The following is a 22,751-nucleotide window of genomic DNA, read 5'->3' on the forward strand; positions in this document are numbered from 1 at the left end:
CCAGTCCCCAGTCACCAGTCCCCAGTCCCCAGTCCCCAGTCACCGTTTGTATTGCCATTCTTCCCTGATATTCTTGTCTAAATTGTGTAATTCCTTCAATAATATTTGGTAAATCAATTGTCTCTAGAGGACGATTAATTTGCTGTAGTTTATTTGACGAAACAGCATCCAATACTTTTCGGTTAAGCCCAAAACAACGAAATAACGTAGGTTGGGTTGAGGAACGAAACCCAACATTTACAAGGGTTTGTTGGGTTTCACTTCGTTCAACCCAACCTACAAAAATCCTTAACCGAACAGTATTGAAACAGCATCCAGTTTAACGGCAACAATATCCGCTATTGATATAGCAGGTGACAGTTTACAAATCAAATTACAAGTCAAAATTCATGCGTTCAAAAGTTGAAAGTTTTACCTATTGATAAATCAAGAGGATTGAACGATGTCTAAAGACTTACGCTTCACAAAAAGACTGTTTCAACCCATCTTATTGAGAATTTATCATTAGTTTGTGAGGAAGTTGTGAGGTAAATTTTCTTATCTTTTGGTAGTGAATACAGTTGTAAACATCATCACCATACCACCTAAAAGAATAGCGATCGCCAATCCTCCTGTGAGCAAATCTAACGTATTATTATCTATGTTCATTGTTTAATCACTCCCAAATTTACTAAAAATTTACTAAAAATTTACTGTAATTTTCTGAGTAAATTACTATTTTTACAAATGCAATTATATCATATCTTGTGAAATACTTATCATATCTGTTGGAGGTGGTAATTGGTAATGGGTAATTGTAAAAAGGCAATTATAGCTGTAGTTAAGAATTTTCTTAATTGTAGAAAAAAATCATAGTTACGAATAAAAAAATGATTACCTGGAAATTTATGTAAAGAAAACCCAGCATTTGTATGTTCTTGCCATGATTCTAATTCATAATCAGCAAATGCTGGATCTTGTAAACCGCCAAAAACACTAATAGGAAAATCAAAAGCTGGTTTTGTTGGTCATAATAGGGTTTGGGTGCTGTTAAATAATATTTTTTAAACATATTAACTGATAATCCCATAAAATGACTATACTATGGGCTAATACCAGTGTTTATCATTCAGGTTGGTGTGAGGAGTATTTGATGGGTGTTTACATTATTCGTCCTAAGACAACATCAGTAGCGCGTTCTTTAAAATTAGCATCGAGAAAATTTACGGCTGAAAGTCGTCCTTCACAAGTTGCAGAAGTGGTGAATTTTTGGCAACAAGACCCTGTATATCAAGAAATAAATTCTTATTTAGATCCCTTCTGTGGCAGTGGCGGTGTAATTAGAGAAATAATATCCTCCTCAAAAGATGCAGATACACTCATGGAGTATCAAAATCGGATCAGTATTACAGGTACAAAAATAGTTGATATCCCTGATCAAGAAATTGACAAAGTAAGTCAAGATTTACCTAATGCTTTAATTTTACGCGATTTCCCAATAGGGTTAATTCAGCCAGAAAGAAATTTAACAGGTAAAAAAGATACAATAAATGTAGATGATCTTTGGCATTTAGAAGCTATATCTCTGATTACCGCACGTCAGCAAGGATTTACAGGTACAGGTAAAGGAATAACTGTTGCTGTTCTTGATTCTGGTATAGATGCCAACCATCCAGAAATCAGAGATAAAATAATTGAATCTTATCGTTTAAATCCCAGAACACAGGAAATTCAAACCGTACCATTTGAAGATACAGTTGGACATGGTACTCATGTTGCAGGTTTAATTTGTGGAAATCAAGTTGGTGTTGCACCAGAAGCGCAAATCATCAACAGTATTATGTTTCCTAATGGTGTATGTAATCTCTCAGATTGGATATCTTGGTTTAATTGGTTAGCATTACAACCAGAAATCAATATAGTGAATATTTCTGCGGGTGAACTTTCTTTACCAGCAGGTTATTTTGAGCTATTTAATTCTTTAATTGATGATTTAATAGCTGTAGGTTTACTTCCCATTTGTGCTGTAGGTAATGAAGGATTTAACCGTTCTCGTACACCTGGTAACTGTAAAGGTTCACTTTCGGTAGGTGCTATCAATAATAAAAATAAAGTTGCATACTTTAGCGGTAACACTACCATTACCATCACAAATGACTCCCAATCTTATAATGTTCCTTATGTAGTTGCACCGGGAGAAAGCGTTTATTCATCTGTCTTGGGTGGAGGTTATGAAGCGTGGAATGGTACATCTATGGCCACACCGATTGTTTCTGGTGTAGCGGCTTTAGTATTAGAGAAGTATAATAAAAATATCTCAGTGCTAAATTTATTAGATGAAATTTTGACGAATTGTAAAGATTTAGGACTGGATAAAGAACGCCAAGGTAAAGGTTTAGTTCAAGTACCAAAAGCACTATATGAACCTTAAAGAACACCACATTGCTAAAATTGACCCTTTGCTAGAAGAAGCTTTAATGAATGCAAGGGGTGATGAAAAAATGCGGGTAGTTATGACCTTGGGTGATGACAATCAACTCAGGAATAATCAAGGTGTTTTAAATTTAAAACCTGCTGATTTTCCATCATCTACAGCCTACAGAAATGCGTTAATTGAACAGCGTAAAATTCAAATTTCTCAAGTTATAGGTGACACAGTTCAAGAACTACAAAAAATATCTTTAACGACCCAAGGCGGCACAATGAGCCGTGTTTTAGTTGTTGAAGGTTCAGCAACGGATATATTACGCTCATTAGAATTATCTGGAGTTAATCATGTTAGTTTAGATCAATTAATAGGATTACCAGAAATTGCCCCAGATGAAGCAGTTAATCATTTTGCAGAATTGTATATAAAAATTTTAAGAATTGAGTTAGATGAAAAAACCAAAAAATTAATTTATCAAGCTTCTAAACAGTACATTCTTAACTATCAAAAGCGATATAATCGGTTGCGAGTTTTGGGAATGTCGCAACCTGTTAATTTAGATGATATTTATACAGAAGTTCAATGTTTACAACCTGATGAGATTGGAAAATTTGAATCATTAACAGCATTAGAAAAAAATTATCGTCAAAATGGTAGTCATAGATTGACTAATGAAAAATCTGCAAGACAAGATGGAATGATAATTGCTAATCAATATGCACATTTAATGATTTTGGGACAACCGGGTGCAGGTAAATCTACTTTTTTAAGGAAAATAGGACTAGAAGCACTTAAAGGTAAATCTGGACAAATTCAGGGAGAAATTATTCCTGTTTTAATAGAACTGAAACAATTCACTACAGATAAAGTTGATATTTACAATATTATTCAGCAAGAATTTGTATCTTGTAATTTACCACTAGCAAAAGAATTTACTAATCAATTATTAAGGCAAGGTCAATTATTACTACTGTTAGATGGTTTAGACGAAGTACCAAATAGAAATTTTGAATTAGTGATTGATGGGATACAAAATTTTGTTAAGCAATACAAGCAAAATAAATTTGTGATTTCTTGTCGTACTGCTGCTTATCGACAGAAGTTCACTAACTTCAAAGAATTTATTATTGCGGATTTTAATGAGCAACAAATTCAACAATTTATTAATAACTGGTTTTATTCGGAAGTAGATAAAAAATTAGTAACTCCCCAAAAATGCTGGAATAAAATTAAAAGTGAAGATACTACTAAGGAATTAGCAAGAACTCCCTTATTATTAACTTTTCTTTGCTTAGAATATGATGAATCTCAAGATTTACCGAAAAAACGATCTACATTATATGGTAATGCTTTAGATATTTTATTGAGAAGATGGGCATCTGAAAAAAGATTACCAACTGAGCAGATTTATCGTCAACTGGGGATTGATTTAGAAAAACTTATGTTAGCTGAGATTGCTTATCATAATTTTGCAGCAGATAAACTTTTCTTTTCTCGACAAAAGGTTTTAATTCATATAAAAAAATTCCTATCTAGTAATGATAATGCACCTAAATATTTAGATGCAAGTAAAGTATTGGATGCTATTGCTATTGAACAGGGCATTTTAGTAGAACGAGCTAGAAATGTATTTTCATTTTCTCATCTGACCCTACAGGAATATTTAACAGCCCAATATATTGATGATCATGGTTTAGTTGAAAAATTAGTCACTGAACATCTGACAGATAAACGCTGGAAAGAGGTGTTTTTATTAGTGGCTGGGGTTATGCGTGGTGGTGCTGATGATTTGTTGTTATTAATGGAAAAGCAAGCACAAAAATACATCAACACCCCAAAATTAGAAGGTTTATTAAATTGGGCGGAACAAGTCACTGTAGGTTCTCAAGGTAATTATAAACCAGTAGGTAAACGTGCAGTTGCGATCGCCAACGCCCTTGCCAACGCCAATACACTTGCCAATGCCAATGCTCTTACTCATGCCAACATCAACTTTTACGATCTCTCCCACGCCCTTGTCTACGATATCGCCAACACCTACGCTAACAACTATGATTTAGTAAACACACTTATCTACGCCTACACCCTAACTTACAGTTATGCCTACTTTATTGAGTATATATACGAGTTAAAAAAGTTGGAAATTTACAATCAAAGTATCAATTTAAGTGTATTACTTACTCGACTAGAAGCACTAAAAGCTAAAATTCCTGATGAAAAAAAAACCAGAAAGATACATCGAGCCTTTGCTGACAAGTTTATAGAAACCATGCTGGATGGTTTTAATTTTACATCAGAAATTGTTGATTTATCTAAGGAAGAAATAACAGCACTAGAATATTATTTCTACGCTAATTATCTAATTATTCAATGTAAAGATGCTGCGGTGAGGGTGTCCCGTGAAACCTGGGAAGCAATAGAGGGGCGGATGTTGTTACCTCCTGGTAATTGAGTCACAATCATAGAATTCTTAGCCTTACTATCCCTCAACAGCAAGTTAGAGATATGATCAATATGTTTTGCAAATGTATAATCTGTGTCTAAATTCAAATCACTAGAATTATTTACAGGTGCTGGAGGTTTGGCGATGGGATGCGATCGCGCTGGCTTCCATCATCAAGCACTTGTGGAACGAGATAAACATAGTTGTTACACCATCCGCGAAAATCAACAACGAGGGATGCAACTTGTGAGTGACTGGTGTATCCATCAAATGGATGTGGCTGATTTTGACTACTCTAATGTGAGAGGAGAAATAGACCTTTTAGCAGGTGGTCCACCTTGTCAACCTTTTTCTATTGGTGGCAACCATAATGGTTATTTAGATAAACGGGATATGTTCCCTGAATTTTTCCGCGCTGTGCGAGAATTACGTCCCAAAGCTTTTTTAATAGAAAATGTCCGTGGTTTAGTACGGCGTAATTTTATTAATTATTTTGAATATATTCTTTTACAGTTAAATTATCCTGAACTGCAACCAAAATCTGATGAATCTTGGAATGATCATTTCCTCAGACTTCAACAACATCAGCGCAGTAATATCAAGAATAAACTTAGTTATCAGGTGACGTGGCAGTTATTAAATGCGGCTGATTATGGTGTACCACAGAAACGGGAACGAGTGTTTATTGTTGGTTTCCGTTCTGATTTAAAAATTAACTGGTCTTTTCCTGAAGCAACTCATACAGAAGAAGCGTTAATTTGGGATAAATGGGTGACAGGTGAATATTGGGAACGTCATGGTATTGCTAAATTATATCGCCCAGAAATGCCCAAAAAAATACGCAGTAGCTATCAACGGAAAGGAGCAAGTTTACTTGGTAGTATAACTTCACCTTGGCTTACTGTGCGAGATGCTATAGCCGACTTACCACCACCTGAAAATACTAATTTAGCAGTAGAAATCCCTAATCATATTTATATCCCAGGTGCTAAAAGTTATCCAGGTCACACTGGTAGTCCTTGGGATGAACCAGCCAAAACCCTCAAAGCAGGTGTACATGGTGTTCCTGGTGGTGAAAATATGCTTGCTTTTCCTGATGGACAAGTCCGTTATGTTACAGTACGTGAGGCAGCAAGATTACAAACTTTCCCTGATGATTACTACTTTCCTTGCGCTTGGGGTGAGTCCATGCGTCAAATAGGTAATGCTGTACCTGTTAAACTCGCTGAGATTATCGCTACTAGCATCCGCACCAATTTACAAACTGTTGACTCTCAATGGAAAATTGAAACTGCTGTCTAGTTATGTTTATTTACAAGTATTCATGCCATTAGAAGTTTTTCAAGCACCTCCAACTCTACGGGATCAATTAATTGAGTTTCAAGCTAGACAGCATTGTTATCCACTAACTGAACTGGAAGAACTCAAAGAAGAATTAGCTGGTTATGTTGGTGTTTATTTACTTTATTACAGAAGAGAATTTCCCCTCTACTCAATCATAAGTTACGCCAATCAAAATTCTTGTTGTCTACCTATTTATATTGGCAAAGCGGAAAATCCAGGAAAGCGTACTGGAAAAGGAACTATTACAGGTGGTTTAATTGGTCGTTTAAGAGAACATAGAAATTCTATTCGTCAAGTTAATAATTTGGATGTTGCTGATTTTAATTTTACAGTAGTAGCAATGTCTGTAGATTTAGTAGCTTGGGGTGAGTCTGTTTTGATTAGACATTTTCAACCTGTTTGGTGCAGTATCATTTCTGGTTTTGGCATTCATGCACCCGGTAAAGGAAGGGGTTTACAAATGCGATCGCTTTGGGATGAAATACACTCAGGAAGATCCTTTGCTACAACCTTACCACCTAATCCTATTACTATTTCTAGTCTACAACCACAGGTAAATCAACATTGTCAAAATCTTTGTTTGCGCTTGGGATGTCCATGTTTAGGTGAAAGGGGATAGAAAGTTGCTCCTATAAATACCTAACATCCTTCCCTGCAAGTGAAGGTGAGAAAATTAAAGCCTCTCTCCTACGATGAGAGAGGTTTTGAAAGAGGTCTTAATTTTTCCCTAATTCCTTACCAAATAAAGTTCTATACATCAACCGATAAATATCTGTATTATCCACCGTTCCATTTAACAACCCAGCATTAAAACCATGCGCTTTCGCTATTATTCCTCCAGCATTATCACCAAAACCAGACCATGATATAGCAAAGGGAAAACGTCTACCCTGTTTATCAGGTGCAGAAATAAAAGGTAACGTACTTGTTCCTTCTTTCCCATCCCAAGGTGCGCCATTTTTACCTTTTTCTGGTAATGGTTTATTAAAAGGAAAATCTTTTTCTGTTGCTCCCACCAATTCTAACCCACCAGCATCACTATCAGCCGCAGTTACTAATAAAGTATTCGGGTTTTTCTCAATAAATTTCATTGCCACACCAACAGCATCATCAGCACGTTTTAAGGCAGTGAGACAACCAATGGCATTATTATAATTACCGAAATTATCGCTGCCTTCTTCCTCTAAAACAATCAAGAAATTTTTACCCTTTTGCGATAAAATCTTTAACGTTACATCCAACTGTTCCCCTACCGTCGGTGCAGTAGCAACATATAACGGTAAATTACGTTGTTTCAAGTTTTCTTCTGTTTCATCATTGTAGGTATCATCAGCCGCAAAAATTCCCAACACCTTTTTAGTATTTGTTGGTAACTTCAATAATTCATCACGAGTGTAAACAACGGTGTAACCTTTCTTTTTCGCTATTTCTACTAAATTTAACCCATCAGTTCTTTGACTTTGGGATGCGGTAGAATGTCTTCCCGCTACTCCTTTGGGAAGATACCACATTTCCCCACCACCTAAAATTACATCTGCACCAGATTCTACTATTTGTTTAGTAATATCTGCAAAATTGCGACGACTGGAAGATTTTGCTAAAAATGCACCTGTTCCCGGTTCATGAATCATCCCAGAATTAATAATAGCCGTTCCTTTGCCCGCTTTTATGGCTTCTTCCATAATTGTTTGTGGTTTTCCAGAAAGCGCCACCACTGGTTTACCGTTTTCATCCAACCCAAAAGAGTCAGCATTTACCTTTACCCCAGTAGCATGAGTTACCGCCCCACCATTGGAAGTTCCAGATAATTGATTTTTCATGTGTCCCAGGTAAACAGCCAAATTTGACATTTGATCCCAATTTAATCTGCCATCTGGTCCAGTGTAGAGTATTCTAGTTGCGCCCCAGTGCGCTGCACTCGTACCATCTGGATGGATAAAGATCACATTACCTTGGCTAGAGGTATTATTGGCTAAGATATGTGGTGTATAACTGAGGACAGATATCACAGCCAAAAGTAAGAAACCAATAACTTTTTGATTCAATCGTCGTAACATTGCTTTACATTTAAAGTATAGGTACAATCAAACGTAAGAAGTCAGAAATCGTAAGGGCGAAGCATTCGGGCAACAAATTATCAATTTTCTGACCAGGCTATTTTCCTTTAAGGGCGAAGCATTCGGGCAAGAAATTATCAATTTTCTGACCAGGCTATTTTCCTGTAAGGGCGAAGCATTCGGGCAACAAATTATCAATTTTCTGACCAGGCTATTTTCCGAATGCTTCGCCCCTACGTCGCCCGTACAGGTCTTTTGACAATACATACTTTAATCGGTAATTGTTAAGAAATGGTAATTAAGCTGTTGGACATTTAACTTACATACTATCTAAAATTAAAATGCAGACAATTGAAAAAAAGTCAAGTAAAAAAACCTGGGCAAAAGCCATATCCCAACCGGCAAAAGAATTTCCCCCCACTCAATTACCAATAATTGCGGGTAAAATTCCTGAAGGGTTACGTGGTACACTTTACCGCAATGGTGCAGCAAGATTACAACGGGGGGGTGTATCCGTAGGACATTGGTTTGATGGAGATGGGGCTATTTTAGCAGTTCATTTTACCGATGCAGGTGCTACGGGAATTTATCGCTATGTGCAGACTGCTGGTTATCAAGAAGAAACCACTGCGGGTAAATACCTATATGGTAATTATGGCATGACTGCACCGGGTCCGATTTGGAATCAATGGCAAAAACCAGTGAAAAACGCTGCAAATACTTCGGTTTTGGCATTACCGGAGCAACTTTTAGCACTTTGGGAAGGTGATAACCCCTATGCTTTAGATTTAGAAACTTTAGAAACCAAAGGTTTAAATAATTTAGGTGGTTTAACTAAAGGACAACCTTATTCTGCTCATCCTAAAGTTGACTATCAAACGGGAGAAATATTTAATTTTGGCATGACTCCTGGACTTAATGCCATATTGCATATTTATAAAAGTGATTTTACTGGTAGAATTATTCAACAAGCAAAGTTTACGTTAGCAGGTTTTCCGATTATCCATGATTTTGTTTTAGCAGGACAATATTTAATATTTTTTGCTCCGGCGGTACGGTTAAATATTTGGCCTGTTTTATTTGGGTTGAGTAGCTACAGTGATTCTTTAACGTGGCAACCAGAAAAGGGAAATCAGATTATAGTTATTGATAGAGAAAATTTATCTTTAGTCAGTCGGGGAGAAACAGAACCTTGGTTTCAGTGGCATTTTAGTAATGGATATGTTGATGATAGTGGTACTGTAATTGTTGATTTTGCTAAATATGATGATTTTCAAACTAACGAATATTTGCGAGAAGTAGCGACAGGAGAAACTCACACCTTTGCTAAAACTTCCTTGACACGGGTAAAACTAAATCCGCAAACTGGCAAAGTACAAGAAATTGCAACTTTATTAAATAGAACTTGTGAATTTCCTAATGTTCCAGTTAAAAATGTCGGTAATTTCTCTCGTTATAGCTATATGTCTATTTTTCGGGAAGGAACAGATACAGAAGGTGAGATATTAAATAGTATTGCTCGTTTTGATCATGAAAATGGAAATTTAACAGAAGCAAACTTAGGTGAAAATTTTTATCCTTCTGAACCTCTTTATATTGAAGATACTCAAAACTCTCAGCAAAGTTGGGTGTTGACAGTGGTTTATGATGGTAATAGTGATAGTAGCGAAGTTTGGATATTTGATGGCGATCGCCTCAATGAAGAACCTGTTTGTCAACTTGGTTTACCCAGCGTTATCCCCCATAGTTTCCACGGTACTTGGAAACCTGGTGACTGGTGACTGGTGACTGGTGACTGGGGAAGAAATATTTACCTCCTGCCTTCTGCCTCCTGCCCTCTGCCTCCTGCCTCCTTGAACTCCTGAAAATTCAATGTTTCAACTACAACACACCCAAAACACAAAACCAGGATGGTCTTTGGATGAACGAGATCCAAAGTTCATCGAAAATATCATGCCTATATTGGGCATTTTATACAACTACTATTTTCGCGTCCAAACCAGTGGCTGGGAAAATATTCCAGAGGGAAAAGTTCTGTTTGTCGGTTCTCACAATGGCGGTTTGGCATCCCCGGATACATCCATGATGCTGTACGACTGGTTACGTCGCTTTGGTACACAAAGACCTATTTACGGTTTGATGCACCCCAAAGTTTGGGAAGTTTTTCCCCCAGCAGCGGAAATGGCCATGAAAGGTGGTGCTATTATGGCACATCCAAAAATGGCTTATGCTGCTTTTAAGGCTGGTGCGAGTGTGTTAGTTTATCCTGGTGGTGCGGAAGATGTGTTTCGACCCCATCAAATGCGGGATAAAATCTATTTTGCAGAACGTCGCGGTTTTATTAAGTTAGCACTGCGGGAAAATGTGCCTATTGTTCCCGCTATTTCCTGGGGGGCGCATGATACCCTGATAGTTTTGGCTGATTTGTATAAAATTATGCAGCAATTCCATCAATGGGGAATGCCTTGGTTGTTTGATGTTGATCCGTTGGTATTTCCTGTTTATTTAGGTTTACCTTGGGGTTTAGCAGTAGGACCATTGCCGAATATTCCTTTGCCAGCGCGTATTCATACCAGAGTTTGTCCACCTATTGTCTTTGAACGCTATGGAAAAGAAGCAGCAAGCGATCGCAAATATGTGAATGAATGCTATGAATTAGTCAGAAGCAAAATGCAGGAAGAACTAGATAATTTAATCAAAGAAGCAAATAAATAAGGAGTCAGGAGTCAGAAGATAAATATTTCTTCCCCAGTCACCAGTCACCAGTCACCAGTTACCAGTCACCCTATAGGATAATTTCCAGGGTTAACAGCATGAATAAACTCACTACCAGAATGTGGTCTACCTCTTTTATAGGCTGCTTCTTCTGGTTTTCCCCAACCCATCTGTAAAATTAATTCCAAAAAATTCGCATTTTCCCACTTTAAAAAACTTGCCCATTCTGTCCTTTGGGCTATTCTTTCTACATCTAAAGTATTAATTTTTTCGTGTTGTCTACCATTACTCAAACTTAAATATAAATCCATATCTGTTGTAACTTGATCCCAAAATTCCAACATAGAATTTTTCGCAGCTTTCAATATTTTCAAATCAGTATTTAACGCTATTAACTGCGCGTCAACCTCTGGATAATGGAAAGTTTTACCCTTCACAGTCAAATCTTTCCAAACAATTCCAGAAACTTGATTTTCGCGTTGATATTCATGAATAGAAGCTTTAAAATCTTGATAGGCAGTGAATTTTTGTAGCCCTTCCGTTGGGATAAACTGGTCTATAACTGGATTACCTGAAACCGTCACATCCAACTTTAGGCGTTCTCCTTTCAAGCAAGCTTGCCGTTCTGCTGCTAAAATTTGAATGAGTTCCAGCGTAGTATAAACTTTGTTCATTAGTTATTGGTTATTAGTTATTGGTCATTAATTATTAGTCATTAGTAATTTAACTATTATGTCTTGGTAAAAATAAAAATGCAGTATCAGAACCAACTAAAAATCCAAATCTGAATATAAAACAAGTATATCGAAATTTTTACAGAGTAGTCTTGAGACAACTTTTGATATTAGCCTGAGAATTAATTCTCAGACCGTGGTACAATTACAAAATGTCTAGAGTTTACTGGCTCAACTCACTGCTATACTCATTAAATGAACGCTGTTTGAACTCAATAGACTGATCACGAGGTAACAAATTAAATACCTCCCTAAATTTATCATCTATTTCTTCAAAAGGTACTTGACCTTTTTTATTCAAAACAACTTTTCCCGACTGATCAAAAAGAACAACCTGCGGTACAACACCAGAATAATAATATCCTGGTTCTGTGGGTTCATAACTGTCTTTCACAGGAATAGTATCAACACTTACAGGAATAATTTCCGCAGCACGTCCATAAAATGCTTGAGTCTGGGAAATATACACCGCATACTGTTTACAATCGCTGCTATCATCCACATAAAAAGCCAGCATTGCGGGTTTATGTTCTGCTAAAGTCTGTCCTAAGGTTAGTTTGGAAGGAACAAGAGAACCATTCCCCGCAAAAACCACGAAAATATTACCTTCGTATCTGTCATCCTTCATACCTGCAAAAGCTGGTTGTATACCTACAATAAATAGGCAAAGCAGCAATAATAGGCATTTTGACAGCAACCGTCGCCAGTTAGCAGTTATGTTAGTTTGTAAAAAAAGCCAATTTATGCTACTCATCAACAAAAACCTTACTTAACACTTTTGCCTAGATTTATCCTAGATATATAATTACATCTGAGTGCTATTTTTTCACCATAACTTTTAGTAGTATTAACTTTAGCAACAATTGAAAATTCTAAACTACACAAAAAAATCACTCTTAAACCCTCTTAACTTTGCGTTCTTTGCGTACTTTGCGGTTCGTTATAAAGCTGAATACTGCTAACTAACTACTGATAGCTATAAATGACTGGTATTTTTTACCAATATTAGCTAAACTGACAAAATTAATTTTGTAAATAAAGACATTACTTAACAACTGCTGTGGGAAAGAAAATACAACTTATAGATAGAGTCAAACTGGGTTTAGCAGTATCCATTGCTAAAAGTGTGACATTTTTAGTACGTTCTTTACGTCTTGGTGCTGCTAGTGTATTACCAGGTTCTATTGCGCGACGCATCGAACCCAGACTTTTACAATTATTGAGTCAACAAGTTAAAAACGGTGTAATTTTAATTGCAGGTACAAACGGAAAAACCACAACCGCCCTGTTATTATGCACAATTTTAGAACGCACAGGTTACAAAATTGCCCATAATTCTACTGGTGCAAATTTAGAGAATGGTTTAGCGACTGCTTTAATAGAAAATTCCAGTTTATTAGGTGCTTTAAATGTTGACTATGCAATTTTAGAAGTTGATGAAAATATCGTTCCCAAGGTTTTAAAACCTTTACAACCAAAAATTATTATCTGTTTAAATTTATTCCGGGATCAACTTGATAGATATGGAGAAGTGGACATTATCAGTAAAAAATGGACACAGGTAATTTCAACCTTACCAGAAGAAACTGTAGTTATTCCCAATGCTGATGATCCAACTTTATCTTATTTGGGTCAACAGTTAAATCAAAAAGTGCTATTTTTTGGATTAAATGAACCAGAGAATTATTTAGAATCAATTCCTCATGCAGTAGATTCTATTTATTGTCCCAGATGTGGACATTCTTTAGATTATCAAGGGGTTTATTTATCCCATTTAGGAGATTTCTCCTGTCCTAGTTGTGGGTTTAGTAAGAGTCAACCCAGTTTAGAAAGTAGTGAATGGTCACAAATTCTCGTAGGTTTATACAATAAATATAATACCTTAGCTGCTGCTACTGCTGCAAAAGAATTAGGAGTTGAGGAAACCAAAATTAGAGAAACAATTAATAATTTTCAAGCAGCTTTTGGACGTGCAGAAGATTTGGTAATAGATGGTAAAAAAGTGAGGATTTTGTTATCTAAAAACCCTGTAGGAACAAATGAAACTATTAGGGTAGTTACCCAAAGTACAGATAAAACTACATTGATGGTTTTGAACGATCGCACACCTGACGGAACAGATGTATCTTGGATCTGGGATGTGGATACAGAAAAATTAGTAGAAAGAGGTGGAACATTGATAGTGAGTGGCGATCGCGTGTATGATATGGCGTTAAGATTGCGTTATAGCGAGAAATCTATTGATAGTAAAATTAACTTAATTGTTGAATCAGATTTAAAGAAAGCTATCACCATTGCTTTAGAACATACACCGAAAAATGAAACTTTGCACATTCTTCCTACCTATTCAGCAATGTTAGAAGTGCGGGAAGTTTTGACTGGGAGGAAAATACTTTAACAATTGACAATTGACAATTGACAATTGAAGGTTTACATCAAATAAAATAGATCCCCAACTTATTGAATAAAGTCGGGGATCTAAATAAATTTACACTAAATAACTGGTATTTGGCACAATTTGAAAGAAAGCATATTCATACCAAGCAGTCCAAATAAAACTTCTAATCCAACGTTGATATTTTTCAGGAGATAATTCATAATTAAACTCTCCCTCAGAAATATCAATAGAAGATAAATGAGAATTACAACCGCAACCGTGATGATAGGTAAAACCGTATTTTGAAGCAATACTTTGTACCTTCATTTGCACAGCAAAAACTTTACCTGAGTGTAAAATTGCATCCCAAGAACGTTTATGTTCAATATCTCGTTGATCAAATCTTAAAGCGCGTTCTTCAAATACATGATCTCTGTAAATTGGTGCTAAATGCACATGATAAAAACTCGCAGGTAAATCATATCCAAACTCATTAAAAAGGTCAATTCCAATTAAAGCAACCTTCACTTCATTGCTGTATTCTAAACCTTTCGATTTTACATCTTTGAGAATTTGTTGAAAATCTGGATATTGATCCTTTAAAAAATCATTTCCGTAAAATTCCAAAGTTTCATAAGCTAACTTTCCAAACAATTGAGAAAACGCAGATTTAAAACTAGCTAATTCTGGACGTTCATGAAATAAATCAACATCTCCTTGTTCTAGTTTATATTGAAATAACTGCGCCATTTTTACATAAACATCTGGATTTTTAAAACCTATATTTGCTTTTCTAGCAGCGATATTTTGCCAAATAGGAGGTAGTTGAGAAACAGAAACCGCATTTTCACCAGCAATTACAGTTAAATTGGGAGTTTCAATTAGTTTCATGGATGATTTACCTTTGAGGAGAATTAACAAGATAAGTAAGTATTCAGCTATAGTAACTGTTGATATCCAGATCCCCGACTTCTGCGATCAATTCACAATTTATTGACAAGATTATAAAAGAAGTCGGGGATCTTATCACTCTATTCCTGAATACTTACCAAGATGATTTGTGATTATGGTGACAAAATGCTCAAAAAAACTGTTACGTAAAATACTAAATTCACCCAAATACTAATTATGACAGGGTGTAAAACAATAAAAAAGGTCATATTGTAAATTAAATTAACCACTGAATATGAATTTTTACCCAATCATGCAATATTTATGTTATAATTTTTCAAGTCTAGAACAATAATATTATTAATCAAAATAGAAGCTAAACAAAATAAAAGCAAAGGAGTAAATAATGACTACTAAACTTATTGCAAAAGTCACCTCAGAAGGAAAACTAGAAATTCCCCCAGAAATCTTACAGCAGTTGCAACCTAATTCAGAATATGAAATTTCTGTCACAGAAAATGAAATTAAGTTGATAAAAACCCAGAAAAAGCTAACACTAGATGAGTTATTTCAAATAGTTGATGAATCTGAACCTGATCCAGAACAACCAACCTTAGAAGAAATTAGTGAAATAGTTAAAGAGGTGAGAAAAGAACTGTGGGGTAAAAAATGAAAGTCGTCGTAGATGTTAATGTTTTGATATCAGCTTTATTATGGGGAGGAACACCTCGCAAAACTCTTATTTTAGCACAAAATAATCAAATTTCAATTTTTGCGTCTCCAGACTTGTTTCAAGAATTAGAAACTACTTTAAAACGGACTAAATTTCAAGCCAAAATAAAATCACTGGGATTAACTGTAGAAGATATATTAGATGCTACTACAGAGGTTTTACAAACGTGTCCTAATATTTCCCTAGATATAGATATATCCCAACTAAGAGATATGAAAGACTATCATATCTTATCTGCTGCTGTATCTGCTCAAGCTGAAGTTTTAATTACAGGTGATCAAGACTTATTAGTATTGAATAAATTTGCAGAAATATTAATTATGACACCTGCGGATTTTCTAAATACTTATTTCACATCTTCATGAATAAGAAAAATCAAACTTAATTCCTCTGCCTCCTCTGCGTCTGGATCGGTTCGTTCCTATCATACCCTATAAACACCAAACAAATTATCTAAAAAATATTGAAAACTCCCAAAAATGAGTTAACATAAAACGCAAAATAAACATAACTGTAAAACAATGGAAATAATAATTGGTTGGTTATATCCCAAATTAATGAGTACCTACGGAGACAGAGGAAACGTCATTACCATAGAAAAACGCGCTCAATGGCGGGGATATGATGTTAAAGTATTACCATTAGATCAAAATGCTACCGCAGATGATATAAAATCAGTAGATATAATTGTTGGTGGAGGAGCGCAAGATCGTCAACAAGAAATAGTCATGCGTGACTTACAAGGTGCAAAAGCTGACGCAATGCGAGATCAAATTGAAAACGGTACACCAGGAGTTTTCACCTGTGGTTCTCCCCAACTTTTAGGACATTATTACGAACCTGGTTTTGGACAAAGAATAGAAGGTTTAGGAATATTAGACTTAGTTTCCATTCATCCAGGAGAAAATACTAAACGTTGTATAGGTAACTTAGTTATAGAAGTTACCGCTTCCCGACTCGCGCAAGAACTAGAAGCAATGATAGGGACAAAACCTTATTTAGTCGGGTTTGAAAACCACGGAGGAAGAACAAAATTAGGGAAAGTAGAAGCTTTAGGAAAAGTAGTTTATGGTTTAGGTAATAATGGAGAAGATGGTACAGAAGGAGCATTTTATAAAAATGCGATCGCTACCTATTCACATGGTCCTTTATTACCAAAAAATCCTTTTGTTGCAGATTGGTTAATTCAAACAGCGTTAAAGTTGAAATATCAACAAGAAATTACACTGACACCTTTAAATGATACCTTAGCAATGCAAGGTAGAGAAGCAATGTTTAATCGGTTGAAAGTAAATTTACCAACTGTTGCTAAACTTAAAGTTTAATATCATTAATGACTAATGATTAAAGACTACTAACGGTTGTTTTGGGTTTGGTTTTGTAACAAAGGACGCACAATCAAATAACCCGCACTAAACCCACCAATCATAATAAACACAATAGTAAAAAACAACCACCAACCATTCAACCCCCTAGACTCAGACTCTAGGGGTAAATAATAATGTACTTCTTGTTCTTCTATATACATTGGTTCTGATACCGGAAAATTCATATCCATCACAGGTACAGAAATAACTTCACGACGGACTTTTTTCGGTGGTTTAGGAGTTGGTTGACGTGGGGAAGGTGCTGTTTTCACCATCTTCTTTTTAGGTAATTTTCCCTCAATTTTTTTACGGCCTTTGGGTTGAGGTTTAGAAGTATTTTTTACATTTGCATTAGCTATAGGTATAGTTTGATTATTTGGTTTATTGTTTTGTGCATTATTTTGTGTATTGTTTACATAAGCATGATTTTGAGGAGTAGAGTGAGAAATTGGTGTACTAGGTTGAGTTTGAGAACTTGGTGCATGAGAACTTGGTGCATGAGAACTTGGTGCATGAGAACTTGGTGCATGAGAACTTGGTGCAGAAGAGTCAATTAACTTTTGCAGTTCTAAACAAGACTGAACAAGTTTGTTAATTTCTTGACGCAGTTGTTGATTTTCCTGAGATAATTTTTGATTGTGGTTAGTGACTACATCTAACTTAGCTTGTACTGCTTGTAACTCTGCAACTAATTCCCGGTATACCGAAACAGGTACAGACGGGGAATATCTGGGAGTCGGTGGTTTAGTATGAACATTAGGGGTAGTTGCTCTCATCTGCATATTGGTATAAAAATTAGGTTTTTAGATTCACAAAATATACTATCAGAGTAAAGTTATCCCGGAGAGGAAGTTTCAACCAATTTTTAACGTTTTTCCAACAACGGGAAAAAATGTCCCACAGGTCCACTTCCCTTCCCAATATCCAAAGAATAAGTAAGTGCAGTTGTCACATATTCCTTAGCTTCTTGTACTGCATTCCATAAATCTTTACCCAAAGCTAAATTAGCAGTAATCGCAGCAGATAAAGTACAACCAGTACCATGAGTATTTTTCGTTTCTACCTGTTTCGTCCTCAAAACTTCCAACCTTTCCCCATCAAACCAAACATCCACCCCTCTCAACTCTCCAGACATTCCCCCACCCTTGACTAAAACCGCTTTTGTACCTAAATTTTTATGTATAATTTCGGCAGCAGTTTGCATATCCTCCAAAGAAACAATTTCCAACCCGCTTAAAATCTGCGCTTCATAACGATTTGGTGTAATAATAGCCGCTTGGGGAATCAATTCATCACGTAAAGTTTTCACCGCATCATCATCAATCAACTGCGCTCCTGTCCGTGATACCATGACAGGATCTACCACCAAATTATTAATTTGTAAAGTTCTGACTTCCTGCGCTACAGTTGAAATAATTTCTTGATTTAGCAACATTCCTGTTTTTGCAGCTTGCACACCAATATCTTCAACTACCGCCCGAATTTGTGCTATAACAGCCTCTGAAGGCATGGCATCAACCCGGATCACATCTAGAGTATTTTGGGCTGTAATACAAGTAATAGCACTTGTACCGTGAACACAGTGAAAAGCAAAAGTTCTTAAATCTGTTTGAATACCCGCACCACCACCACTATCCGAACCAGCTATAGTTAAAGCTACAGGTATAAATTTTTGATTTGTTTTTTTATTGGTAGTCATTAACATTAACTCTCAATTTTAACAACATTAGACATCTCCGGAAATTAAATATACATAACCTGAAACCCATTCGTAGGGACAACTCATGAATTGTCCCTACATCTTTTTCGGACAAGTCTATTAACAATATAAAAATTTACTCATTTGCAGAATGTAAATTTCCCAGAAATCCCTGCAAAAATTTAGCCCATTCTGCTGCTAAAGGAATTTCTGTAAAGGGAACTCGTACTGATTTAGCAGATTCAGAAAATACAAATTCTAACTCAATCACACGACCTTTTAAGGGAGGATTTTCCATTTCCACTTGTTTATCATTTACCAACAAGCTGATTTTTTCAACATCTAATAAACTAAAAGTTTGCAGTTGAATAGGTCCTTTAGTAGTAGGTTTTCCCCAAGTGATATCATTACCTTTTTGAGCGAGTACAGCATAAATATCATACTTAGCCCGTTCAAACTGTTCTGCCCAAATTTTATAAGCTTCTAGTTTCTGATATTCCTGGGAACCTTGCCAGGCTAACCAGAAAAATGCGCCTAACAAAGGCAACCATAAAAGACCACGTTCCATAATTCGTAATTGGTAATTAGTAATTCGTAATTTTTTCTAGATTTTTTCTAGTCTCCACTGTCCCAAAAATACCACTATATGAGTTATCGTAGTGTGCAAACTGACAAAAAGCGATGAGTTGATATGAGAAGACTTATATTATTGTGCTTGTTTGTCATCGGCTTGGTTGCTGCCGTATTCGGATACCTGAATTTTCAGGGATTGGCAACCAAAGGTGAATTTGAGACAATATTACTGGATTTTCGGGAAGATTTACCAGCAACAGTCATAAAGCAAGACTTACAAGCGATCGCTCAACAATATAACGTTACACCCCAACTGGATAACCAATTTTCAGAGGCTGATAATGTGTATATTATCAAAGGCGATCGCCAACGGTTAAAAGACCTGAGAAAATCAGCTTATGCCCAAAACACAGAATTTATCGAGCCTAACTATATTTATCAAGCAGTTCCCATTGGTGAAACAGCCTGGTTAGGAGACTTTCTCCGTCCTCAAGATGGCGATGAAGAACCAAGCACCTCCTTAACAGGTCCCAACGACCAATATTACAGCAAACAATGGAATTTGCACAAAATTGGCGTAGAAGGTGCATGGACACGCACCAAAGGCAGCGGTGTAACAGTTGCAGTCATTGACACAGGTATCACCAAAGTCCGGGACTTGTATGAAACCAAAATAGTCAAAGGTTACGACTTTGTAAACGACACCGAAACCGCCCAAGACGACAACGGACATGGAACTCATGTAGCCGGTACAGTCGCCCAAGCCACCAACAATAAATATGGTGTAGCTGGAGTTGCCTACGAAGCAAGTCTCATGCCCTTAAAAGTATTAGGTGCTGATGGTGGTGGAACAGTAGCCGACATTGCCGAAGCCATCAAATTTGCCGCCAACAACGGCGCAGATGTCATTAACATGAGCTTAGGTGGTGGTGGCGAAAGCCAGTTAATGAAAGAAGCCATCGAATACGCCCACAGAAAAGGTGTGGTAATCGTTGCCGCCGCAGGTAACGAAAGCACCGACGGTTCTAGTTATCCCGCCCGTTATCCTCACGTCATTGGTGTTTCCGCCTTTGGACCCGACGGGGAAAAAGCAGACTATTCTAACTTTGGTGCAGGAGTAGACATTTCCGCCCCTGGTGGCAGTGATGCAGGTGCAATACTCCAAGAAACCATCAACGAAAATGGCGAAGGCGTATTTTTAGGACTGCAAGGTACAAGTATGGCCGCCCCCCACGTCGCAGGGGTAGCAGCATTAGTCAAAGCAGCCGGAGTTACAGACCCAGAGGAAATTTTAAAAGTCCTCAAACAGTCAGCTAGAGTCATACCAGAGGACGCATTAAACTATTATGGCGCTGGACAACTTAACGCCGAAGCCGCAGTTAAACTTGCTAGTGAAGGACAAATTAGCTTTAACGACTTTTTCCGGTGGTTAAGGGATAACGGCTACATCAACCCCGGCTTTTGGATAGATGGTGGCGTTGTTGCCCTAGTACCGAAAATTTTAATGGTAGTAGGTTCTTATCTCCTCGCTTGGTTTTTACGGGTTTACTTCCCCTTCACCTGGAGTTGGTCTTTATCCAGTGGTTTAATATTTGGTAGTTCTGGTTTATTCTTCCTCAAAGGAATTTATATCTTTGACCTTCCCCAGTGGCTATTCCGGGTTTTGGGTAGTTCTATTCCCGAACTAGGCAACAGTATACAAGGAACAGGTGCTTTAAATCCCCTCTTTGCCAGTGTATTAATTCCCATGCTTTTAATAGCATTGCTATTAGGACATCCCAACTGGAAATGGTTTGCCATAGGTTCTAGCCTTGGTGTAGCAGCCTGTTTAATAGTCAGTGCCATTTATGACCCCGCAGTTTGGGGTCTAGGAGATGGTACATTAGCCCGCATTTTCTTACTTGTCAATGCCCTACTGTGCTACGGACTAGCCCGTTTAGCATTGAAAAACGACGAACAACCAGCTTAGGAAGAGGTGACAGGTGACAGGTGACAGGTGACAGGTGACAGGTGACAGTGAAGAAAAACTTTCTATGATTTCTGACTCCTGACTCCTTGATCTCCTGACTCCTTGATCTCCTGACTCCTTGATCTCCTGACTCCTTGATCTCCTGACTCCTATGATCACAATTACAGGCAAAATAGAACGCCGAAATATTGGTCTCGGCGCTTGGGCTTTTGTTACAGATGATGGTGTTACTTACGAAATTCCTAAAAGTGCTGACAAAAATTTGCTCAAGTCAGGTCAAAAAGTTTCAATTACAGGAAAAATACGCGATGACATCATGACCACCGCTATGATTGGTTCTGTTTTACAGGTAGAATCTTTTGAAATAATTAATTCTGACTAGCTGCTGTGTCCAAAACCGCCTGAAGACGACTTCTAAACTCGCCTTTGGGATGTCCACCTTTGACTTCACCAACTATTTGAAATTCACCTTCGGGAGAATTGCATATAATATAGGTAGGCCATCCCATCTCCGATTTATCAGGATACTGGGTGAGGAGAATTTTCCGATATTTACGATAAGTTGCCGTATCCTGCATTTTCACATCAATAAATTGCAAACCTAGTTCCTCTGACACCTTTTTGTCATAAAAAGACATTTTGTGGCAGATGCCGCAATCTTCAGAAGAGAACTTAATCACTGCTAAACTCATTGGTCTCTGGGATTTTCTTAATGTTATAGCCGTGGACAGAGTGGTTAGGACATCAATTTATCATGAAAGAGGGCAACCACCGGGGGTTTGCCCCTACTGAATCTTGCTATAAGTACAACTTAATGAGATCTTAGAATACAGTATGAATCAGGTTTTTCGTCAAGCTTGGTTATTTTGGGCAAAACTTGTCCCATTTGATGTTTGAAGAAAATCAGTACAACTGTTCCCTGTTCCCTGTTCCCTGTTCACTGCCTCTACCGATCATGTTGGCAATCAAACCGGATTGCTCTTATGTCATAAAATGTTAACAGATATCTAGAAAATCACACAGGCATGAATTATATAAAAATTATTAAGATTCCTATTATATATCGCTATAATCATTCTGAACTTGGGCTGAAGCTGAAAATAAAATCACAGGAATTACAAAATTAGGCTTGGCATTTGGCAGCAAACAGGAGTAAACTGGAAGCCAACACTGAGTAGACAAAAGAAGAGAAAAGCACTTGTGGCGGCCAACTCGCTTTTGTCTACAAAAAACCCCCAATCGGTGTTAACCAACTAGGGGCGATTAGTTATCAGGGTGCATCTACCAATTTAATGTTCCCAGGTACAGAACCATCGTCCGGATAAATTTGTTCCTGGAAGTTTGTTTTTATTTTTGAATAAAAAACCCCCAGTGGTGTTAGCCAACTAGGGGAGATTATTTATCAGGGTGCATCTACTAATTTGGTTCTTCTTGGTTTTCAC

At 36.9% G+C, this 22,751-nt stretch carries 20 protein-coding genes; 12 read left to right on the plus strand and 8 right to left on the minus strand.

What is annotated here, in order from left to right; genetic code table 11:
• Window positions 1-1,072 precede the first annotated feature (1,072 nt).
• The 4 genes from PN497_RS23375 to PN497_RS23390 all read left to right on the plus strand — a co-directional run bounded on the left by PN497_RS23375 (window position 1,073) and on the right by PN497_RS23390 (window position 6,813).
• Window positions 1,073-2,410, plus strand: coding sequence for a S8 family peptidase (locus PN497_RS23375; RefSeq protein ID WP_096571821.1), 1,338 nt, complete (start codon window positions 1,073-1,075; stop codon window positions 2,408-2,410).
• Window positions 2,400-4,859 (plus strand): NACHT domain-containing protein, encoded by a 2,460-nt coding sequence (locus tag PN497_RS23380; RefSeq protein WP_096571822.1) that lies wholly within the window; start codon window positions 2,400-2,402, stop codon window positions 4,857-4,859. Before PN497_RS23375 ends, PN497_RS23380 begins: the two co-directional genes overlap by 11 nt.
• 84 nt (window positions 4,860-4,943) lie before the next feature.
• Window positions 4,944-6,152 carry a DNA cytosine methyltransferase gene (locus PN497_RS23385; protein ID WP_096571823.1) on the plus strand — a complete coding sequence of 403 codons (1,209 nt, stop codon included), beginning with the start codon at window positions 4,944-4,946 and terminating at the stop codon, window positions 6,150-6,152.
• Window positions 6,136-6,813 (plus strand): Eco29kI family restriction endonuclease, encoded by a 678-nt coding sequence (locus PN497_RS23390; protein WP_272110935.1) that lies wholly within the window; start codon window positions 6,136-6,138, stop codon window positions 6,811-6,813. The genes PN497_RS23385 and PN497_RS23390 overlap by 17 nt, the downstream gene beginning before the upstream one ends.
• A gap of 97 nt (window positions 6,814-6,910) precedes the next feature.
• Here the strand turns inward: PN497_RS23390 and PN497_RS23395 are convergent, their stop codons facing one another.
• A complete protein-coding gene (locus PN497_RS23395) occupies window positions 6,911-8,251 on the minus strand; it encodes an alkaline phosphatase (protein WP_096571825.1) in 1,341 nt (446 codons plus the stop codon).
• 341 nt (window positions 8,252-8,592) lie between these two features.
• Here PN497_RS23395 and PN497_RS23400 point away from each other — a divergent pair, with 341 nt between their 5' ends.
• Together PN497_RS23400 and PN497_RS23405 are read left to right on the plus strand one after the other, a co-directional pair.
• Window positions 8,593-10,032 carry a carotenoid oxygenase family protein gene (locus tag PN497_RS23400; protein WP_096571826.1) on the plus strand — a complete coding sequence of 480 codons (1,440 nt, stop codon included), beginning with the start codon at window positions 8,593-8,595 and terminating at the stop codon, window positions 10,030-10,032.
• A 91-nt stretch (window positions 10,033-10,123) separates the two neighbouring features.
• Complete coding sequence (locus tag PN497_RS23405; protein WP_096571827.1) at window positions 10,124-10,966, plus strand: lysophospholipid acyltransferase family protein; 843 nt, start codon at window positions 10,124-10,126, stop codon at window positions 10,964-10,966.
• Between the two features lie 65 nt (window positions 10,967-11,031).
• Here the strand turns inward: PN497_RS23405 and PN497_RS23410 are convergent, their stop codons facing one another.
• Both PN497_RS23410 and PN497_RS23415 read right to left on the minus strand, forming a co-directional pair.
• Window positions 11,032-11,640 (minus strand): hypothetical protein, encoded by a 609-nt coding sequence (locus PN497_RS23410; RefSeq protein WP_096571828.1) that lies wholly within the window; start codon window positions 11,638-11,640, stop codon window positions 11,032-11,034.
• Between the two features lie 223 nt (window positions 11,641-11,863).
• Window positions 11,864-12,454, minus strand: coding sequence for a thylakoid membrane photosystem I accumulation factor (locus tag PN497_RS23415; protein ID WP_096571829.1), 591 nt, complete (start codon window positions 12,452-12,454; stop codon window positions 11,864-11,866).
• 306 nt (window positions 12,455-12,760) lie between these two features.
• Here PN497_RS23415 and PN497_RS23420 point away from each other — a divergent pair, with 306 nt between their 5' ends.
• Complete coding sequence (locus tag PN497_RS23420; RefSeq protein ID WP_096571830.1) at window positions 12,761-14,098, plus strand: Mur ligase family protein; 1,338 nt, start codon at window positions 12,761-12,763, stop codon at window positions 14,096-14,098.
• A 90-nt stretch (window positions 14,099-14,188) separates the two neighbouring features.
• On the opposite strand, the gene PN497_RS23425 is transcribed toward PN497_RS23420, so the two are convergent.
• Window positions 14,189-14,968 (minus strand): hypothetical protein, encoded by a 780-nt coding sequence (locus PN497_RS23425; protein ID WP_096571831.1) that lies wholly within the window; start codon window positions 14,966-14,968, stop codon window positions 14,189-14,191.
• 406 nt (window positions 14,969-15,374) lie between these two features.
• Between PN497_RS23425 and PN497_RS23430 the strand changes: the two genes are divergently transcribed.
• The 3 genes from PN497_RS23430 to PN497_RS23440 all read left to right on the plus strand — a co-directional run bounded on the left by PN497_RS23430 (window position 15,375) and on the right by PN497_RS23440 (window position 17,026).
• Window positions 15,375-15,641 carry an AbrB/MazE/SpoVT family DNA-binding domain-containing protein gene (locus tag PN497_RS23430; RefSeq protein ID WP_096571832.1) on the plus strand — a complete coding sequence of 89 codons (267 nt, stop codon included), beginning with the start codon at window positions 15,375-15,377 and terminating at the stop codon, window positions 15,639-15,641.
• Window positions 15,638-16,066: a putative toxin-antitoxin system toxin component, PIN family gene (locus tag PN497_RS23435; protein ID WP_096571833.1), complete on the plus strand. Its 429-nt coding sequence runs from the start codon at window positions 15,638-15,640 to the stop codon at window positions 16,064-16,066. The genes PN497_RS23430 and PN497_RS23435 overlap by 4 nt, the downstream gene beginning before the upstream one ends.
• 156 nt (window positions 16,067-16,222) lie before the next feature.
• A complete protein-coding gene (locus PN497_RS23440) occupies window positions 16,223-17,026 on the plus strand; it encodes a type 1 glutamine amidotransferase (protein ID WP_096571834.1) in 804 nt (267 codons plus the stop codon).
• Window positions 17,027-17,055: 29 nt separating this feature from the next.
• On the opposite strand, the gene PN497_RS23445 is transcribed toward PN497_RS23440, so the two are convergent.
• From PN497_RS23445 to PN497_RS23455, 3 genes are all read right to left on the minus strand, one after another.
• Complete coding sequence (locus PN497_RS23445) at window positions 17,056-17,844, minus strand: FtsB/FtsL family cell division protein (RefSeq protein ID WP_096571835.1); 789 nt, start codon at window positions 17,842-17,844, stop codon at window positions 17,056-17,058.
• 89 nt (window positions 17,845-17,933) lie between these two features.
• Entirely contained in the window at window positions 17,934-18,767 is an 834-nt protein-coding gene (gene thiD / locus PN497_RS23450) for a bifunctional hydroxymethylpyrimidine kinase/phosphomethylpyrimidine kinase (protein ID WP_096571836.1), read from the minus strand.
• Window positions 18,768-18,903: 136 nt separating this feature from the next.
• The gene (locus PN497_RS23455; RefSeq protein WP_096571837.1) at window positions 18,904-19,335 is read right to left on the minus strand and encodes a hypothetical protein; all 432 of its coding nucleotides are present in this window, start codon (window positions 19,333-19,335) and stop codon (window positions 18,904-18,906) included.
• A 123-nt stretch (window positions 19,336-19,458) separates the two neighbouring features.
• Here PN497_RS23455 and PN497_RS23460 point away from each other — a divergent pair, with 123 nt between their 5' ends.
• Both PN497_RS23460 and PN497_RS23465 read left to right on the plus strand, forming a co-directional pair.
• Entirely contained in the window at window positions 19,459-21,309 is a 1,851-nt protein-coding gene (locus PN497_RS23460) for a S8 family peptidase (protein WP_096571838.1), read from the plus strand.
• 151 nt (window positions 21,310-21,460) lie between these two features.
• Window positions 21,461-21,691, plus strand: a complete 231-nt coding sequence (locus tag PN497_RS23465) for a hypothetical protein (RefSeq protein WP_096571839.1) — start codon at window positions 21,461-21,463, stop codon at window positions 21,689-21,691.
• On the opposite strand, the gene PN497_RS23470 is transcribed toward PN497_RS23465, so the two are convergent.
• A complete protein-coding gene (locus PN497_RS23470; RefSeq protein WP_096571840.1) occupies window positions 21,678-22,001 on the minus strand; it encodes a thioredoxin domain-containing protein in 324 nt (107 codons plus the stop codon). The two genes, PN497_RS23465 and PN497_RS23470, sit on opposite strands and share 14 nt — an antisense overlap.
• Window positions 22,002-22,751: the final 750 nt, after the last annotated feature.

This window comes from Sphaerospermopsis kisseleviana CS-549, assembly GCF_028329225.1.
In the GTDB taxonomy this organism is placed as follows: domain Bacteria; phylum Cyanobacteriota; class Cyanobacteriia; order Cyanobacteriales; family Nostocaceae; genus Sphaerospermopsis; species Sphaerospermopsis kisseleviana.